The following is a 16,580-nucleotide window of genomic DNA, read 5'->3' as shown; positions in this document are numbered from 1 at the left end:
GCTAAGAATATCTGTTTGTAGTGGCCGATTCATTTCATAAAGAACTACCATAATCCGATAACCATTAGGTTAGGAATATAAAGCAATGGATTTATCTCAATTAGACAATAATTTCGAAGAAAACGTTGAAGATGAGAACGAAGAAGTTATTGACATCGAAGCGTTGGTGAAGCAAGCTCGCCGCTCTCGTGAAATCAACGAATCCGATGTGCAGGCGCTGCTCGCGTCAGCTGATGAAGAGCAGGCCGAACGTTTATATGCACGCCTGCAAAAACTCAATATTCGCATCGTCTCTGATAATGGGGAGACGCTGGATGATTTTAGCGAAACCTCTCGCTTGCTTAGCGATCCTGACGAAGAAAACAATAAAGAAGAAACCACGTCTTATCTAACTGGCACCGTGGAGGACGATCCGGTACACACTTATCTCAAAGAGATTGGGCAAGTGCCATTGCTTACGGCCGATCAGGAAATTTGGCTCTCTACCCAGCTAACGGCCGCATCTGTGCTAGACCGACTCAACAATGATGTGAACCAGGACGGGGCCGATTCCGAAGAGGAAGTTGATTTCCTAGCAATGAACGCAAACTACGCTAACTTGCTAGAAAATTGGCAAGTGGTCGAAGAAGCGCGTCAGGTGTTGGAGGTAGATGGCATTGATGTGCTTGCTTTTATAGAAGAAGCACGTAATTTGCGCCGAGGTTGGCGGACTCAAGAGAGCTCTTATTTGCGTCAATATTTAAACAACGGTAATTGGGGTCAGGATGATACCTGGACAGATTTGGCACAATCCTGCTTTCATATGTTTACGGCCGTTTACCTATTGCCACTAGATATTTCCCGCCGCGTTGCCAACGAATACAAAGCTAATAATGGATTCTCCTCCTCAGATACCTTCCGTGAATGGCTGTCTGAAGATATGGTTGGTCTCAAATACAACGAATTCATGATTTACGAACTGGCCGAAGAAGCCAAAGTGAACCTCACCGGAGCCAATTTGCGTCTGGTTGTTTCAGTCGCCAAACGGTACATGGGGCGCGGCATCCATCTGCTTGATCTGGTTCAAGAAGGCAATGTCGGCTTGCTGCGGGCTGTGGAGAAGTTTGATCACACTAAAGGATACAAATTTAGCACCTACGCTACCTGGTGGATTCGCCAGGCCGTTAGTCGCGCCATTGCCGACCAGGCACGCACCATTCGCATCCCTGTACACATGTTTGAAACCATCAACAAAATCGTCAAGCTCCAGCGAGATTTGGTGCAACAACTAGGCCACGAGCCAAGTGACGAGGAATTGGCATTGGAACTCGATTATCTAACGCCAGATGAATCGGAAGCGATTAAACAAGCCCTCAAGGATGAGCAACCTGTCGATCCGGTACTCAACCGCAAATGGAAGCAAGCAGTCTCCAAAATTCGGGACATCAAGCGCATTTCAATGGATCCGATGTCGCTAGAATCGCCTGTGGGCAATGAGGATTCTACCGAATATGGCGATTTTATCCCTGACGAAAGTGCTCAGGAACCGGTAGATGCAGCTTCCAAAGAGCTATTGCGTGAGCAAATTCGCAACGTGCTTGGCTTCCTAAGTGAGCGTGAGCGTGAAGTGCTAGAGATGCGCTTTGGTCTGAATGATGGCAAAGACCACACACTGGAAGAGGTAGGCCGCAGTTTTGGTGTGACCCGCGAGCGCATTCGCCAAATCGAAGCCAAAGCGCTACGCAAATTGCGCCATCCTAGCCGCAGCAAAGCGTTGCGGGATTATTTAAGCTAATCTCGCCGTAATTTCCCCAAAAATAGAGCCCAATGGTTGGAAACGGCCGTTGGGTTTTTCATTCCACTTGGCACACAATCGCCGATACAAAAAGGCGCTAATTTCCCCTTTTTTCCACCTTGCCTTTGTTGCTCCCCAAAATTGCTTGTGATAGAATGCACAGAAGATCATCCGGGAAGAAAAAACATATCGCTACAAACATTTTCAGCCAAAAATTTTCTAAATTGTGATAATAATCACCCAGGCATGAGTAGCTTACCTTATGGAAAATAATCCTGTATTAGTTGAATACCTGCCCATCGCTGTCCTCATCGGTATTGCCCTCTTTTTTGCGGTTCTGCTCCCGGTTCTGTCCTTGAATTTAGGCCCCAAACCAAAAGAAAATGCCCGCAGCAAAATGATTCCTTACGAATCTGGCATCGTGGCCATTGGCGAGGCACAGCGGAGGCTGCCCGTTAAATTTTATCGCATTGCGGTACTGTTCATTCTATTTGATGTTGACATTATTCTTCTGGTTCCCTGGGCCGTCACCTTCCGCAAACTAGGTCTTTACGGTCTGGCCGTGATGGGCATCTTCATGGTGCTCTTCATCCTCGGCGATGTTTGGGTGTGGAAGAAAGGAATATTGGAATGGGAATAGAACAAAAATTAGGAGACATGGGTGTTATCACCCTTCGTTTAGAAGATTTAGTTAATTGGGGGCGCACCAATGCCATGTGGCCCATGCTTTTTGGCTTGGCCTGTTGCGCCATAGAAATGATGTCCTCCCAAGCGTCCCACTATGATGCTTCCCGCTTTGGGATGGAACTTAACCGTCCCTCTCCCCGCCAATCAGACCTGATGATTGTCGCTGGTCGCGTGTCGCGCAAGATGGCCCCTGTGGTACGCCGCCTGTACGACCAAATGCCCGAACCTAAATGGGTCATTGCCATGGGTGATTGTGCATCTTGTGGCGGAATCTTTAACAACTACGCCATTGTGCAAGGCGTTGATGAAATTGTGCCGGTTGATGTATATGTGGCAGGCTGCCCGCCTCGTCCAGAAGCCTTGATTGACGGATTTATGACCCTGCACGAAAAAGTACGTGGCGAAAAACTCACCGACCACGCTTAAAATCAGAGTGACTATTAACGTTTGTCACTCACGCTTTCGAGGGTATGACACCCAATAGTTACAAATCAGAGATTTGCTCTGGAGATGAACAAGTATGAATGTCGATCAACAAGTTATTGGGAAGATTGAAGCTGCTTTCCCAGATGCCATTGAAGATAGTAACGATTTTCGGGGTGAACAAACACTGTACATCCGCAAAGACCAGATTAAGGCTGTTTGTCAATTGCTGAAGAAAGACCCTGATCTAAGTTACAAATTCCTTTCAGATATTTGTGCAGACGATTTTTTGCCCGATTTCCCCCGGTTTGCTGTCAATTACCATCTCTACTCATACGATAACAACCACCGTTTGCGGTTGCGTACTTGGGTAGAAGACCCGGAAGATGGCCCGGAAACGGTTGGCTCCATTTGGTCTATTGCCACCTGGTTGGAAATGGAAGTGTACGATTTGATGGGCATTCGTTTTAAGGACAATGGGAGTCTGCGCCGCCTATTCTTGCCAGAAGATTGGCAAGGTCACCCACTACGCAAGGATTATCCATTGGGATACGAAGAAGTTCAGTTCTCCTTTAACTGGGAGGAAATTAACACTAAGAAGCCATACGCCAAAGAATAAAACGTAAAGCTGGGCAATAAAGAGGCTGATTATGACCATTCTCTCTGGTAGTGACACCATCCAAGAGTTAACTGTAGAAGAACTTCGGGCCAAAGTTGGCACCGGCATGGAAATTGAAAATGCTGAAGAACATATGCTCCTCAGCATGGGGCCGCAGCATCCCAGTACGCACGGCGTTCTCCGCCTGTTGGTCGAGCTGGACGGTGAAAATATCGTCAATCTGGCTCCAGACATTGGCTTTTTACATACGGGCGTAGAAAAGAGCATGGAATCCAAAACCTTCACCAAGGCGCTGGTGATGACAGACCGCATGGATTACCTCTCGCCCATGTCCAACAATTTAGGCTACATCCTGGCGGTAGAAAAACTGTTGGGTGTTGAAGCAACCTTTCGTGCCCAAACAATCCGCATTATTTTGACCGAATTGGCGCGGATTTCTAGCCATTTGGTTTGGCTGGGCACGCATGCACTGGATTTAGCGGCCATGTCAGTGTTCCTCTATTGCTTCCGGGAACGTGAATACATCCTGGATTTGTTTGAGATGGTGGCTGGCCAGCGGATGATGGTGAGCTATTTCCGCCCTGGTGGTTTGTGGCGAGATGTGCCAGAAGAGTTCGAACCGGCTGTGCGTCAGTTCCTAGACTTTTTTCCGGCCAAAATAGCTGACTATGAAGCGCTTCTCAAGAACAATCCTATCTTTTTGGACCGCACTAAAGGGATTGGCGTGGTTACAGCCGAACAAGCAATGGATTGGGGGATGACTGGCCCCAGCCTGCGTGGCTCTGGCGTAAATTGGGACATTCGCAAAGCACAGCCGTATTCAGGGTACGAAACATATGAGTTTGATGTGCCCGTGGAGACGGATGGGGACGTGTATGCGCGCTATCGCTGTCGCATGAAGGAACTGTGGGAGAGCCTGCGGATTATCCAGCAGGCAATGGATCGCTTATCTCCAGGGCCAGTGAATATTGATGACCGTAAAATCGTACCGCCGCCTCGGTCTGAGCTGGGACACAGTATGGAAGCCGTGATTCATCACTTCAAGCTGTGGACGGAAGGTTTTAGCGCTCCAGAGGGGTATGTGTACCAAAGCATCGAATCACCGCGTGGTGAGTTTGCCTGTTACTTGCGTGGTGATGGTGGGCCGAAACCGGCACGGGTACATTTCCGTACGCCATCGTATGTGCATGTGGCTTCGCTGCCAATTATGTCTAAGGGATTGTTTGTGGCGGATTTGGTTTCGATTATTGGCTCGATTGATATTGTTTTAGGTGAAATTGACCGGTAAACCCGGTGGGTAGATAGGTATGTTGCTTCAAGAAAAGTATCCTGAAGAGGTTGAAGGGATTTTAGCACGGTTTCCGCATAAGAAATCGGCCGTTTTACCACTCATGCATCTGGCGCAAGAAGCATATGGCTTTACCAGCCGTGAAGCGATGCACGAGGTGGCAGGTATCCTGGATTTAGACCCGACACACGTTTTGTCTTTAGCTGGTTTTTACACACTTTACTATGAGGAACCAGTTGGTAAGTTTGTGTTGGAAGTTTGCAATGATTTAGCTTGTGCCTTGCGCGGCGCGGATGAATTTGTGGAGATGGCCTCTCGCAAGCTGGATATTCCGGTTGAGGGTACGACGAATGATGGTTTGTTTACGCTGAAAACGGTCATGTGTTTGGCAGCCTGTGATCGCGCACCGATGCTGCAATGCAATTTGAAATTTGAGGAAAATCTGGATGAAGAAAAGTTCGACCAGTTGATTTCTCGCTTGCGGGCTGAGGCAGCGGCTGAAAATCCGGAACCGTCAATTGTTGAGCAAATTTCTGCGTTTGCGAAGTAATTCGCACGTTTTGAGTGAATGGGGTTAAGTAATGGCTCACGTTTTACTGCGTCATCGAGATATTGAGAATATTCATAAGCTGGACGTCTATCAAGCAAATGGCGGCTATGAGGCCTTGCAAAAAGTATTGAAAGAATACAAGCCGGATGAAGTAATTGATATTGTCAAGGCTTCTGGTTTGCGAGGGCGCGGGGGCGCGGGTTTTCCTACCGGTTTGAAGTGGAGCTTTATTCCCAAAGCACCGGGCGAAAAATATATTGCGGTGAATTCCGACGAGTCTGAGATGGGGACGTTTAAGGATCGGGCTTTGCTGGAGCATAATCCGCACCAGATTATTGAAGGAGCCATGATTGCCGCTTATGCCGTTGGGGCGCAGACCGTGTTTAACTACATGCGCGGCGAGTTTATGGGGATTGGTCACCGCATCGAGGAAGCCGTTCGGGATTGTTACGAAGCCGGCATTTTGGGCGATAATATTTTTGGCTCGGAGTTTAGCTGCGAGATGATTAACTATTTTGGGGCAGGGGCTTACATTTGTGGCGAGGAGACGGCGCTGTTGAACTCTTTGATGGGGGAGTTGGGGCAGCCGTGGTCGCGCCCGCCTTTCCCAGCCGTTGAGGGGGTTTACCAGAAGCCAACGGTGGTGAATAACACCGAGACGATGGCTAATGTACCGTCAATTTTGCTGAATGGGGCTGATTGGTACCGCTCGATGGGTACGGAGCAAAGTCCTGGTCCCAAAATTATGTGTTTGAGCGGCCACATCAAAAACCCAGGCACGTATGAAGTGGATATGGGGATGCCTTACCGTGAACTGATCTATGGTGAGGAGTTTGGTGGCGGCATTTTGAATGATAAGCAGTTTAAGGCATTGCTGCCCATTGGTGGGTCTGGCCCGGTGGTGGTGGTAGATGCGCTGGATGCGCCGATCACCTATGAAGGTTTGAAGCCGTTTGGTTCTGATATGGGCTCTGGCTCTGTGGTGGTGATGGATGAAACGGTGGATATGGTGTGGGTGGCGATGAAGCTGTCTCACTTTTTTAAGCATGAATCTTGCGGAAAGTGTACGCCTTGTCGTGAAGGGACTTTCTGGATGGATAAGCTGCTGACGCGGATCAACAAGGGTGAAGGCACGCAAAAGGATTTGGATGTGCTGCGGAGCGTTGCCAGCAAGATTGGCGGCAGGACGTTGTGTGCGCTGGGTGATTTTGCGACGAGCCCGGTGTTAGGTACTTATAAGCATTTTGCCAACGAGTATGAAGCTAAGGTGAAGGCAGGGCGGCAGGAAACGGCCGTTCCCACTCCCACCGACTAAATTTACAAAACCCTCTGGAAGAGGAACTGTATGAGCGATCAGGTTACCTTGACGATTGATGGCGTGGAACTGAGCGTGCCGAAGGGAACGCTAGTCGTTGACGCTGCCAAAATGATTGAAAATCCCATTCCGGTGTTTTGCTACCACCCTAAAATGGAGCCGGTGGGCATGTGCCGCATGTGCCTGGTGGAAATCGGCTTGCCAGTGCGCGACCGCGCTACGGGTGAACTGGCTCTAGAAGAAGATGGCACTCCCAAGCTAAACTTCCGTGGGCTGCAAACGGCCTGCACGGTGGCGGTAAGTGAAGGCATGGTGGTTCGCACAACCACCGACCCCGTGACCGAAGCGCGTGAAGACGTCATTGAGTTTTTGCTCACCAGCCACCCGCTGGACTGCCCTGTCTGTGACAAAGGGGGCGAATGCCCACTGCAAAATCTAACGATGGAGCACGGGAAAGGCACCAGCCGGATGGACTACAGTCTGAAGCTGAAGTTGGAAAAGCATGTGCCGCTGGGTGAACTGATTTACCTGGATCGGGAACGGTGCATTCAATGCGGCCGTTGCGTGCGCTTTCAGGATGAAATTGTGGACGATCCGGTGATTCACTTTCACAACCGGGGACGCAGCCTGGAAATTGTGACGATGTCTGACCCCGGTTTTGACTCTTACTGGAGCGGCAATACCACCGATATTTGCCCAGTAGGTGCGCTGACAACGGCCGATTTCCGGTTTGGGGCGCGTCCGTGGGAGTTAACGCCAGTGGCGACCTTATCGCCGCACTCACCCTCCGGTGCGAACATGACCTTTAGCACGCGGCGTGAGGCGAAGTCGGGCGGCCGTTCCGTGATTAAACGCATCATGCCGCGGCAGAATGAGCAGGTGAATGAGATTTGGATTTCGGATAGAGATCGATTTATCCACCATTTTGCCGATGCGCCGGACCGGTTGACGAAGCCTCTGATGCGTAAAAATGGTGAGCTGGTTGAGGTTGAATGGAACGAGGCGCTGGATGCGGTGGCCGGGAAGTTGCAGCAGTATGGCACGGCCGTTGCTGGCGTTAGTGGCGACCGCGTCAGCAACGAAGATATGTTCCTCTTCCAAAAGCTCATCCGTAAAGGTCTGGGCAGTAGTAGTATTGACTTAGCTAACCGTCGTTTGGCTGGGGGCGATGTCGTGGCCAAGGTGGGCATTAGCCAGGGCAGCAACCTGCTTAATTTGGGGCAGGGAGATGCTATTGTGGTGGTTGCCAGTGACCTGCACGAAGAGGTGCCAGTCTGGTGGCTGCGTGTGAAGCAGGCAATCGAGCGCGGGGCGGCATTGGTTCTGTTGAACCTGCGTCCGACGCGCCTGGATCAAAATGCCCGTCATCTCATTCATTACCGGCCAGGGCAGGCAGTTGCCACCCTGCGCCAACTGGTGAATGATGCCAAAGTGGCCGTTGCCGATGCCGATAACAGCCCGATCAAGGCGGCTGCTGATGCGATTATGCAGGCTAACAATGTGGTGGCTTTTTATGGCGCAGAAGGGCTGAAGTACGAAGAAACAGAGGCAGTGGCCAAACTGTTAGCCAATCTGCTTCTGATTAAAAATGAAGAAGCCCACGCCGGACGGCCGAATAACGGCCTGATTCCGGTGTGGCCGCACAACAATACGCAGGGTGCTTGGGACATGGGCATTCATCCCGCGCTGGAGCCAGGTTACAAGGCGGCTGCTGAGCCAGGCATGAGCGCGAGTGAAATTTATGCCGCTGCCCAAAGTGGTGAATTGAACGCACTGTTTGTGCTAGCAGCCGACCCCATCGGTGATGGGCTGATGACTGACCGGGGCAAGCTGGACTTTTTGGTGGTGCAAGAGCTGTTTTTGACGGAGACGGCCGTACATGCTGACGTCGTTTTGCCAGCCCAAAGCTGGGCGGAGCGCGAAGGCACCTTCACCAGCGGCGAACGCCGGGTGCAGCGGTACTACCCCGCCATCCAGCCCATCGGCGAAGCCCGCCCCGACTGGCAAATTTTGGCCCAAATTGGCGAACGTGTTGGCCTGGAGAAGCCAGCTTTTGCTGCCAGCCTTGTTTTCCGCGATTTGGCCAAGGCTGTGCCGCAATACAAAGCGATGGACTATCGCGCTCTGGCCAAAGTAGAAAAGCAGTGGCCAGACGTGGGTGGCGATGACCTGTATTACGGCGGCAACGCCTACGAAAACCGGGTTGGTTTGGGGATGCAGTGGGCAGTCGAGGCGGAAGCTGGCGACGTGGATCATTTTGAAGTGGCGGATGTGAGTGATGATCTGCCGGATGGGATGGCTGTGGTGAGAACGGCCGCACTCTTCACCCCGGGCACACTTATCAATCACACAGAGCTTTTGGCAGAGCGGATGGCGCAACCAACGCTTATTCTGCACCCCAATGATGCCGCCGGGTTGCAGCTAAACAATGGAGCCAGCATTGAGCTTGATCTTCATAACAAGCCACTGCAAGCGCAGCTGCGTGTGAATGAAGATGCGCCAGAAGGTGTTGCTTTGCTACGCGGTGTGCCTTACCAGGCGGGATTTTTCGAGCTGAAACTGCGTCAAACCGCGAACTAACGTAACAAGAGGAAACGTATGACACCAGGACAAATTGCGCTACGTGCCTTAATTGTAGGATTCATCATTTCATTTGCCGTCATTACCGGTTTTGCCTACACCACGCTACTGGAACGAAAGTTGTTGGCTCGCTTGCAGGCACGGGTTGGCCCGAATCGGGCAGGGTACATCCCGCTGCCGCGCCGGGGCGGTGGAGCAGAGCGTAAATTGCTGGCTGGTTTTTTTCAGCCCGCTGCCGATGCCGTGAAGTTGTTCTTCAAGGAAGACATGACACCAGCCAAAGTAGATCGCATCACATACACGCTGGCCCCGATGCTAACCGTGATGCCCGCGATCATTTTGCTGGCGGTGATTCCCTGGGCAGGTGAGATTAATATTTTTGGGGCTGAATTCACCCCATACTTTGCCATTGCCCCTGGTTTGAACGTCGCTGCACTCTTTTTGTTGGCCATCACCTCAATTAGCGTTTACGGGGTTGTGTTAGCAGGTTGGGCATCCAACAGTAAATATGCCGTGTTGGGCGGCATTCGCGCCTCTGCCCAGATGATTAGCTACGAATTGGCGTTAGGGTTAACTATTCTCATCCCCATCATGCTGGCCGACTCTATGAATTTGGGTGACATTGTCGCTGCCCAGGCAGATGGTTGGTTTGCATTTCGGCAGCCGATTGCTGCCATTGTCTTTTTCATTGGCATGATGGCGGAACTACAACGTGCGCCTTTTGACTTGCTGGAGGCGGAGCAGGAGCTTTCTGCTGGGTATTCGGTTGAGTACAGCGGGATGCGCTTTGGCATGTTTTTCATGGCTGAGTACATGAAGATGATTATTTTTAGTGCCATCATTGTGGTTCTCTTCTTTGGTGGTTATCGGGGTCCCTTTGTAGATGCCCTGCCTGGCCTGGGCTTCCTCTACATGATTTTGAAGATTGTATTCTTCCTCTTCTTGATGATTTGGATTCGCGCCTCATTCCCCCGTTTTCGTTACGACCAGTTGATGGGGCTTGGCTGGAAGCGGCTACTGCCCATTTCTGTATTCAATTTCATTATTGTGGCGGTATTTATTGTTTTGCGAGAAGAGGGCGTGTTTGATTCGCTGCTGCGACTGATTGGTTTAGGTTAGCGGTTTTTCGGAGATTTCTATGATTGGTGAATTACTCAAGGGGATGGCAACCACGCTGAAGCATATGTTTCAGGATCCGGTTACGGTTCAATACCCCGACATTAAGCGCCCAGTGCGTCGTCGTTTTAAGGGGCGGCATGAGCTGAAGCGGTATGACAATGGCCTGGAACGGTGTATTGGTTGCTCTTTGTGTGCGGCCGCTTGCCCGGCAGATGCCATTTTTGTAGAAGCGTCTGAAAATACCGATGAGGAACGTTTTTCACCAGGTGAGCGGTATGCCAGTACGTATGAGATCAACATGCTGCGCTGCATTTTTTGTGGCTACTGTGAAGATGCTTGCCCCACACAGGCAATTGTGCTGGAAAACGAATATGAATTGAGCTTTTACGATCGGGCGAGTGCCATTTATACGAAGGATATGCTGATTGTGGATGTGCCTGTGAACGGCCGTTCCACTCCGCAAACCGTAGAGCCAGGCACATTCGATAAATCCATCCCCGATATGGAAGACCCGGATTAAACAAAGCTGGGTTAAGGAAAGGCGACTAGAAATGGGAAGTGGATCAGTTTTTATTGTGTTTATCTTGATGGCGCTGGTTTCTATTACCTCAGCCATTATGATGCTGCTTAGCAAAAATGCGGTGCATAGTGCGCTCTGGCTGGTACTTAATTTTACGGCAATTGCCGTGCTGTATGTGGTTTTGAATGCCCCCTTTATTGCGATGGTGCAAATTACGGTGTATGCCGGAGCCATCATGGTGCTGTTCCTCTTCGTGATCATGCTTTTGGGCGCGGAACAGTTGCAGGGCATTGCCGGGGTTGAAGGTAGCGAACGGTATCATCGGGCGGTGGCGTTTGTGCTAGTAGGGTTGCTGGTGGCGGGTTTTGGTTTTGCGCTGGCGCAGAGTGGCGTTGGGAGTGGGGGTGAAACGGCCGTAATAGATGCCAGCCCCTCTGCTTTAGGTCTCAGGCTATTTGAGGCTTACGTACTCCCCTTTGAGGTAACCGGTGTTTTGCTCTTGGCTGCCATCATTGGCGTGGCCGTCTTCACCCGCAGAAAGAAGAAAGAGGCATAAATTATGGAACTGGAACTCACCATCAACTGGTACATTGCTCTGAGTGCCATTCTATTTTCGCTCGGTGCGCTCGGTGTGCTAACGCGCCGCAACGCCATTATCGTGTTTATGTCAATTGAAATGATGCTCAACGCAGCAAATTTGGCTTTTGTCGCCTTCGCGCGCCACCTCGGCGACCTGGACGGGCAGGTTTTGGTCTTTTTTGTTATCACCGTGGCGGCGGCCGAAGTTGCTGTCGGTCTGGCACTCATCGTCACCATTTTCCGCAGCAAGAAGAGCATCAACATTGATGAAATCAACTTAATGAAGGGTTGATTGAAGAGGAGGAAATTACTCAATTACTCAGTTACTCAATTATAGCTAATTGTAATTTAGTAATTAGGTAATTAGGTAATTGCATAATTTATGGGAATTTTTGGTTTAGCTCCCCTAATCTTGATTTTTCCGCTTATTGGCGTTTTGTTCAACGGTTTGGTTGGGCGACGCTTTGTGGCGTACAACAGGCAAACGGGTGAAAAATGGTCTGGCTGGTTTGCCAGCCTCATGGCCTTGGCGGCGTTTGCCATCGCTGTCACTCTGTTTTTTGGCTTACGCGCACACGAATTTCACGCGGAAATTGTTTTACTGTTTGATTGGATCAACGTAGGCGATTTCTATGTGCCGTGGGCGATACAAATTGACACCCTCTCCGTGACGATGATGCTGGTGGTGACGGGGGTTGGGTCTCTCATTCACATTTACGCTATCGGCTACATGCACGGCGACCCTCACTTCTCTCGCTTCTTTACCTACCTGAACCTGTTCTTCTTTTTCATGCTCATCCTGGTGACGGGCAACAACTACCTGATGTTATTTGTGGGTTGGGAAGGCGTCGGTTTATGTTCCTTCCTGCTGATTGGCTTCTGGTTTGACCGGGTAAATGAGCAGGGCGAAGCGATGAATGCCGACGCTGCCCGCAAAGCGTTTGTGGCCAACCGCGTGGGTGACCTGGCCATGATTTTGGCGATGAGCCTCACCTTCTGGACGTTCAAATCGTTAGAGTTCCAGCCCGTTTTTGACAGCGCGGTAGAGATGTTTGAGAGCGGCCACATGGTTCACTTTGGCCTGTTTGAAGCGTCGCTAGGTGGCGTACTGACGGCCATCACCGCCCTGTTTTTGGCAGGCGCCGCTGGTAAATCGGCGCAGATTCCGCTGTATGTCTGGCTACCAGATGCTATGGCTGGCCCCACGCCTGTTTCTGCACTTATTCATGCCGCCACGATGGTGACTTCTGGCATTTACCTGATTGTACGCAGCAACGTGCTGTTTGAGATTGTGCGCGAAAGTGGCGCAGTTATTAGCTTCTTGGGCATCTCATCCCCCGATTTAGTGGCACTGATCGGGGCAGCGACGGCACTTTTTGCCGGGTTGATTGCCTTTACGCAGTTCGATATCAAAAAAGTGTTGGCCTACTCCACGGTGAGCCAGCTAGGGTTTATGATTGCGGCTGTTGGCATGGGAGCCTATGTGGCGGGCATGTTCCACCTGATTACCCACGCCTTTTTTAAGGCATTGCTGTTTCTCGGTTCTGGCTCCGTCATTCACGGCATGGAGCATGGGCATCACCACATTTCGCATGGCCACCATGACGAGCACGACACCTTCGATCCGCAAGACATGCGGACGATGGGCGGTCTGCGGCATAAGATGCCCACAACGTTTGCGGTTTACATGATTGGCTCTTTGGCTCTGGCAGGCATTGTGCCGTTGGCTGGCTTCTGGTCTAAAGATGAGATTTTGGCTCATGCCAGCACCAACGACGGCACAATCTTTACCATTGTGTACTGGCTGCTAACGATTGCGGCATTTTGCACGGCGTTTTACATGGGGCGGCAGCTCAAGATGACCTTTTTTGGCAAACCGCGTCACGAAGCGGCCGAACATGCCCATGAAAGCCCGCCAATTATGACACGGCCGTTAATGATTCTAGCTGCCTTAGCTGTATTGGGTGGCTTACTCAACTTGCCTTACTTTAGCGAACCCGCTTACAAAGCAGCCTCAGAAGCACATGATTACGGCATCAATTTAGCATTGGAGCATTGGTTAGAGCATTCCATTGAATCGTTCCATCTTTCAGAGGAAGGCATTATCCATTTGCCCCATACGCCCACCTGGGTGCAGTTTGATGTGGCAATCATCTCTACCATTTTGGCAGTGCTGGCTTTGGCGGCGGCAATTTATTTGGTTTATCGAAATCGTTGGCAATCCGCCGATGAGCGGGATCCGCTGCAAGGCACACCCATCTGGTGGATGGCCGTGCTGCCCTTTGACACACTTTACATGAAAGGCATCATCCCGCTGTTCAACCGTCTGGCTAGCTTTTTGGGCTTCACCATTGATTGGGATTTATGGCACAACTTTGTGCATGAACGCATCATCCGCGATACCTTTGTAGTCTTTGCCAACTTTGCCTCTGACGTGCTAGACAAACAAGGTGTTGATGGCTTGGTGAACGGCGCGGGGCAGGCGGCTCGCTGGCTGGCTGGCGGCTTGCGGATGTCGCAAACTGGATATGCCCGTACCTACGCTTTAGGCATTTTGCTCGGTACGGTTGCGCTTTTGGCTTACTTCTTGTGGCCGGTTTTTGCTGGCTAATTATTTAAAAACTGCGAGGAGTGGGCATCCTTAGATGCCTAACGTTCGCATCTGAGGATGCGAACTCCGCAGATTTGGTTTGGAGAAAGAATGGGCATTTTATCACTTCTAACATTTTTCCCGCTGATCGGCGTTGTTATCTTGCTGATCATGCGTAAAGCGTCTGACAACGCCATGAAATGGGTGGCAATTGGCACCTCAATTGCCACTTTTGCCTTGTCGCTGGTTGTACTAGGGCAGTTTGAAACGGGGGTTGCTGGCCTGCAATGGGTGGATCGCTTTGATTGGATTGAGCCGTGGGGTATTGAGTACCACATGGGGATTGATGGGATCAGCATTTTGATGGTGCTGCTCACCACCTTCATCATGATGCTGGCAATTCCTTCCTCCTGGAACGCCATCACCACCCAAATCCGGCAATATTATATCTTCATGCTTCTGCTGGAAGTGGGCATGATTGGCGTATTCTTGGCGCAGGATTTGTTCCTGTTCTACATCTTCTGGGAATTTACGCTGGTGCCGATGTACTTCCTCATTGGCATTTGGGGCGGCAAGAACCGTGTGTATGCAGCCATCAAGTTCTTTCTCTACACGATGGCTGGCTCTTTGCTGATGCTGCTGGGCATTTTGTACATGGGCATCACCAACGACACTTTCTCACTACCAGATTTGATTGCTGGGCGTTCTATGTTTGCCGAAGCGCAAAATTGGCTGTTTATTGGTTTTGCCATTGCTTTTGCCATTAAAGTACCGATTTTCCCCTTCCACTCCTGGTTGCCAGACGCGCACACCGAGGCTCCCACGGCCGGTTCTGTGATTTTGGCAGGCGTGTTGCTAAAGATGGGGACGTATGGCTTTATTCGCTTTAACCTGCCATTGTTCCCGGATGCAGCCAGCAAATTTGCCCCGGCAATTGCGGTGTTGGCCATCATTGGCATCATTTATGGGGCAATTGTTTCCTTTGCCCAGAAAGATGTAAAGAAGCTGGTAGCGTATTCCAGTATCAGCCACTTGGGTTTTGTGATGCTGGGTATCTTCTCGCTGAACGATCAGGGTATTCAGGGCGCAATTTTGCAGGGTGTGAATCACGGCATCAGCTCTGGCGCGTTGTTCTTTATTGTGGGTGTGCTATATGAGCAGCGCCACACGCGCGAAATTAAAGAATATGGTGGCGTTTGGAAGGTAATGCCGGTATTCAGTGCCTTGACGCTCATTGTCACGCTTTCCAGCATGGGCTTGCCCGGTTTGAATGGCTTTGTGGGCGAGTTCACTATTTTGCTGGGTTCGATGGGTGCGACACAGGATTATGCTTTGGGTGCACATGCGTGGATTTTCACTGCGTTTGCAACCACGGGTGTGATTTTAGCGGCCGTTTACCTGCTGTGGATGTTCCAACGGGTCTTTATGGGGCCGCTAGACAATCCTGAGAATGAAAAGCTGCGCGATTTGAATGGTGGCGAGCTGGCCATTATGCTTTCCTTCTTGCTGTTCATCATTTGGATTGGTGTTGCGCCTTCTGGCTTCTTTGACCTCATGGATGGGACTGTTTCACAGTTGGTGGCTGATCTTGGCTCGGTTTTGGTGGCTGGTCAATGATCTTTTAGGGAAACAGTCAATATTTCAGCATTGACGCAGGCGGCGCTGCTGTGTACGATAGGTGCACTCAGCGTCGCTTTTTCTTCTTTGGGACTGTATGCAAAAACCAACAGAGGTTGTTTATTTTGTTCATATAAGTGACTCGCACATCGGGCCTACGGCCGTTTACAGTCGTCATGGGTATCGTTCACAACCGTGTGCCGAGCGCGCCGTGGAAATTATAAACAACTTGCCGACAACGCCTGATTTTGTGATTCACACGGGGGATGTGGTCACTGACCCGGATGTGGGTTCGTATGAGCGGGCAGCTAAGATTTTTGGGCAATTGAAGATGCCTGTTTATTTTGCCACAGGCAATCATGATCGCGCACGGCTCATTCAACAGTACCTTAAACTGGGGTCGCGCCAAGATTTTTCTGTCAATTTAGATACATTGGCGTACACATTTGATGTGAAGGGATACCGCTTTTTGGTGCTGGACGCGCGCGGCCCGGATGAAATTGATCCGCATGGGGTGCTGTCTGAGGCGCAGATGGAAATAGTCCGGGCAGAAGCCACTCCCGATGGGCCACCGTTGGCCGTTTTTCTTCATTTCCCAGTACTGCCGCTGAACTCAATCTGGATGGATGCGTACATGTTGGTGATCAATGGGGAGCAGTTGCACCAGGCGTTGCTTCCGGCCAAAGAGCGGCTGCGCGGGGTGTTTTATGGACACGTTCACCAATCTATGCAGACAGTGCGAGATGGCATTTTGTATACGGCCGTTCCCAGCTTATTCTCTCAATTTGCTGCCTGGCCCAATGATACGGCCGTTCGCGAAGATCGTGACTACCTACCCGGTTTCAATTTCATCCATCTTTTGCCTGACCAGACAATCGTTCATCAACATACATTCCCCCGACCAAATTCTATAAAGTGA

At 50.7% G+C, this 16,580-nt stretch carries 14 protein-coding genes and 2 pseudogenes; all 16 read left to right on the top strand.

The window, feature by feature from the left end:
• Positions 1–85: 85 nt before the first annotated feature.
• Positions 86–475, top strand: a pseudogene (locus tag ACOQPM_RS20440) (sigma-70 factor domain-containing protein); the annotation flags it as partial.
• Between the two features lie 489 nt (positions 476–964).
• Positions 965–1,774 (top strand): annotated as a pseudogene (gene rpoD, locus ACOQPM_RS20435) (RNA polymerase sigma factor RpoD); the annotation flags it as partial.
• Between the two features lie 262 nt (positions 1,775–2,036).
• Positions 2,037–2,414 (top strand): NADH-quinone oxidoreductase subunit A, encoded by a 378-nt coding sequence (locus ACOQPM_RS20430; RefSeq protein WP_420632108.1) that lies wholly within the window; start codon positions 2,037–2,039, stop codon positions 2,412–2,414.
• A complete protein-coding gene (locus tag ACOQPM_RS20425; protein WP_420632107.1) occupies positions 2,405–2,887 on the top strand; it encodes an NADH-quinone oxidoreductase subunit B in 483 nt (160 codons plus the stop codon). The genes ACOQPM_RS20430 and ACOQPM_RS20425 overlap by 10 nt, the downstream gene beginning before the upstream one ends.
• Before the next feature lie 94 nt (positions 2,888–2,981).
• Positions 2,982–3,503 (top strand): NADH-quinone oxidoreductase subunit C, encoded by a 522-nt coding sequence (locus ACOQPM_RS20420; protein ID WP_420632106.1) that lies wholly within the window; start codon positions 2,982–2,984, stop codon positions 3,501–3,503.
• Positions 3,504–3,609: 106 nt separating this feature from the next.
• A complete protein-coding gene (gene nuoD / locus ACOQPM_RS20415; protein ID WP_420632436.1) occupies positions 3,610–4,791 on the top strand; it encodes an NADH dehydrogenase (quinone) subunit D in 1,182 nt (393 codons plus the stop codon).
• Positions 4,792–4,810: 19 nt separating this feature from the next.
• The gene (gene nuoE, locus ACOQPM_RS20410; RefSeq protein ID WP_420632105.1) at positions 4,811–5,341 is read left to right on the top strand and encodes an NADH-quinone oxidoreductase subunit NuoE; all 531 of its coding nucleotides are present in this window, start codon (positions 4,811–4,813) and stop codon (positions 5,339–5,341) included.
• A gap of 31 nt (positions 5,342–5,372) precedes the next feature.
• Complete coding sequence (gene nuoF / locus ACOQPM_RS20405) at positions 5,373–6,656, top strand: NADH-quinone oxidoreductase subunit NuoF (protein ID WP_420632104.1); 1,284 nt, start codon at positions 5,373–5,375, stop codon at positions 6,654–6,656.
• Between the two features lie 30 nt (positions 6,657–6,686).
• Positions 6,687–9,236 carry an NADH-quinone oxidoreductase subunit NuoG gene (gene nuoG, locus ACOQPM_RS20400; RefSeq protein ID WP_420632103.1) on the top strand — a complete coding sequence of 850 codons (2,550 nt, stop codon included), beginning with the start codon at positions 6,687–6,689 and terminating at the stop codon, positions 9,234–9,236.
• A gap of 18 nt (positions 9,237–9,254) precedes the next feature.
• Complete coding sequence (gene nuoH / locus ACOQPM_RS20395) at positions 9,255–10,355, top strand: NADH-quinone oxidoreductase subunit NuoH (RefSeq protein ID WP_420632102.1); 1,101 nt, start codon at positions 9,255–9,257, stop codon at positions 10,353–10,355.
• A gap of 19 nt (positions 10,356–10,374) precedes the next feature.
• Positions 10,375–10,875 carry an NADH-quinone oxidoreductase subunit NuoI gene (nuoI, locus tag ACOQPM_RS20390; RefSeq protein ID WP_420632101.1) on the top strand — a complete coding sequence of 167 codons (501 nt, stop codon included), beginning with the start codon at positions 10,375–10,377 and terminating at the stop codon, positions 10,873–10,875.
• Positions 10,876–10,906: 31 nt separating this feature from the next.
• On the top strand, positions 10,907–11,431 hold the full coding sequence (locus ACOQPM_RS20385) for an NADH-quinone oxidoreductase subunit J (RefSeq protein WP_420632100.1): 525 nt from the start codon (positions 10,907–10,909) through the stop codon (positions 11,429–11,431).
• Between the two features lie 3 nt (positions 11,432–11,434).
• Complete coding sequence (gene nuoK / locus ACOQPM_RS20380) at positions 11,435–11,746, top strand: NADH-quinone oxidoreductase subunit NuoK (protein ID WP_420632099.1); 312 nt, start codon at positions 11,435–11,437, stop codon at positions 11,744–11,746.
• A gap of 90 nt (positions 11,747–11,836) precedes the next feature.
• Positions 11,837–14,065, top strand: coding sequence for an NADH-quinone oxidoreductase subunit L (nuoL, locus tag ACOQPM_RS20375; protein WP_420632098.1), 2,229 nt, complete (start codon positions 11,837–11,839; stop codon positions 14,063–14,065).
• Positions 14,066–14,155: 90 nt separating this feature from the next.
• Positions 14,156–15,661 (top strand): complex I subunit 4 family protein, encoded by a 1,506-nt coding sequence (locus ACOQPM_RS20370; RefSeq protein ID WP_420632097.1) that lies wholly within the window; start codon positions 14,156–14,158, stop codon positions 15,659–15,661.
• Positions 15,662–15,758: 97 nt separating this feature from the next.
• Positions 15,759–16,580: a metallophosphoesterase family protein gene (locus ACOQPM_RS20365; RefSeq protein ID WP_420632096.1), complete on the top strand. Its 822-nt coding sequence runs from the start codon at positions 15,759–15,761 to the stop codon at positions 16,578–16,580.

Source organism: Candidatus Leptofilum sp., assembly GCF_965223525.1.
Taxonomy (GTDB): Bacteria; Chloroflexota; Anaerolineae; order Promineifilales; family Promineifilaceae; genus Leptofilum.
Note: the sequence above shows the minus strand (reverse complement) of the source record. Positions and strands in the feature narration are given on the sequence as shown.

Coding starts and splice junctions, on each gene's coding strand:
- ACOQPM_RS20365 (WP_420632096.1), top strand. CDS start 15,759: ATGCAAAAACCAACAGAGGTTGTTTATTTTGTTCATATAAGTGACTCG.
- ACOQPM_RS20385 (WP_420632100.1), top strand. CDS start 10,907: ATGGGAAGTGGATCAGTTTTTATTGTGTTTATCTTGATGGCGCTGGTT.
- nuoF (WP_420632104.1), top strand. CDS start 5,373: ATGGCTCACGTTTTACTGCGTCATCGAGATATTGAGAATATTCATAAG.
- ACOQPM_RS20425 (WP_420632107.1), top strand. CDS start 2,405: ATGGGAATAGAACAAAAATTAGGAGACATGGGTGTTATCACCCTTCGT.
- nuoI (WP_420632101.1), top strand. CDS start 10,375: ATGATTGGTGAATTACTCAAGGGGATGGCAACCACGCTGAAGCATATG.
- ACOQPM_RS20430 (WP_420632108.1), top strand. CDS start 2,037: ATGGAAAATAATCCTGTATTAGTTGAATACCTGCCCATCGCTGTCCTC.
- ACOQPM_RS20370 (WP_420632097.1), top strand. CDS start 14,156: ATGGGCATTTTATCACTTCTAACATTTTTCCCGCTGATCGGCGTTGTT.
- nuoE (WP_420632105.1), top strand. CDS start 4,811: ATGTTGCTTCAAGAAAAGTATCCTGAAGAGGTTGAAGGGATTTTAGCA.
- nuoH (WP_420632102.1), top strand. CDS start 9,255: ATGACACCAGGACAAATTGCGCTACGTGCCTTAATTGTAGGATTCATC.
- nuoK (WP_420632099.1), top strand. CDS start 11,435: ATGGAACTGGAACTCACCATCAACTGGTACATTGCTCTGAGTGCCATT.
- nuoG (WP_420632103.1), top strand. CDS start 6,687: ATGAGCGATCAGGTTACCTTGACGATTGATGGCGTGGAACTGAGCGTG.
- nuoD (WP_420632436.1), top strand. CDS start 3,610: ATGGAAATTGAAAATGCTGAAGAACATATGCTCCTCAGCATGGGGCCG.
- nuoL (WP_420632098.1), top strand. CDS start 11,837: ATGGGAATTTTTGGTTTAGCTCCCCTAATCTTGATTTTTCCGCTTATT.
- ACOQPM_RS20420 (WP_420632106.1), top strand. CDS start 2,982: ATGAATGTCGATCAACAAGTTATTGGGAAGATTGAAGCTGCTTTCCCA.